1 pseudogene is annotated in these 393 nt (G+C 71.2%); it reads left to right on the forward strand.

The window, feature by feature from the left end:
• A pseudogene (locus WH85_RS52080) lies at nucleotides 1–393 on the forward strand (hypothetical protein); the annotation flags it as partial.

Here is a 393-nt window from a genome sequence, read left to right on the forward strand (position 1 = left end):
CGTGCAGAACGCGATCCTCGGCCCGCTGGAGGACAAGCGGTTCGCGACGATCAACCGGATCGAGACGGCGATCGGCCGCAACGCCGACAAGCCCGACCTCAACGCCGAGGGCCTCGCCCCCTGCACCCTGAACGAGGCCGGTGACGACGCCGCCGAGGAGGCCGGCGACGACGCCGAGGCGACCCCCGCGCCGACCGAGTCCGCCGCTGCCGGTGACGACGCGGCCGAGGAGGGCGACGACAACGCCGCCGGTGCCAAGACGGTGAACTGCCCGGACGTGAACATCAACGTCACCATCCCGGCGCAGGCGCAGGCCGAGGTGGACCGCAACCTGGAGCTGCTGCAGACCCAGATCGACGAGGCGAACGCCCGGATCATCAGCACCGAGGGTCA

This window comes from Actinoplanes rectilineatus (assembly GCF_000962825.1).
Lineage (GTDB): Bacteria > Actinomycetota > Actinomycetes > Mycobacteriales > Micromonosporaceae > Actinoplanes > Actinoplanes rectilineatus.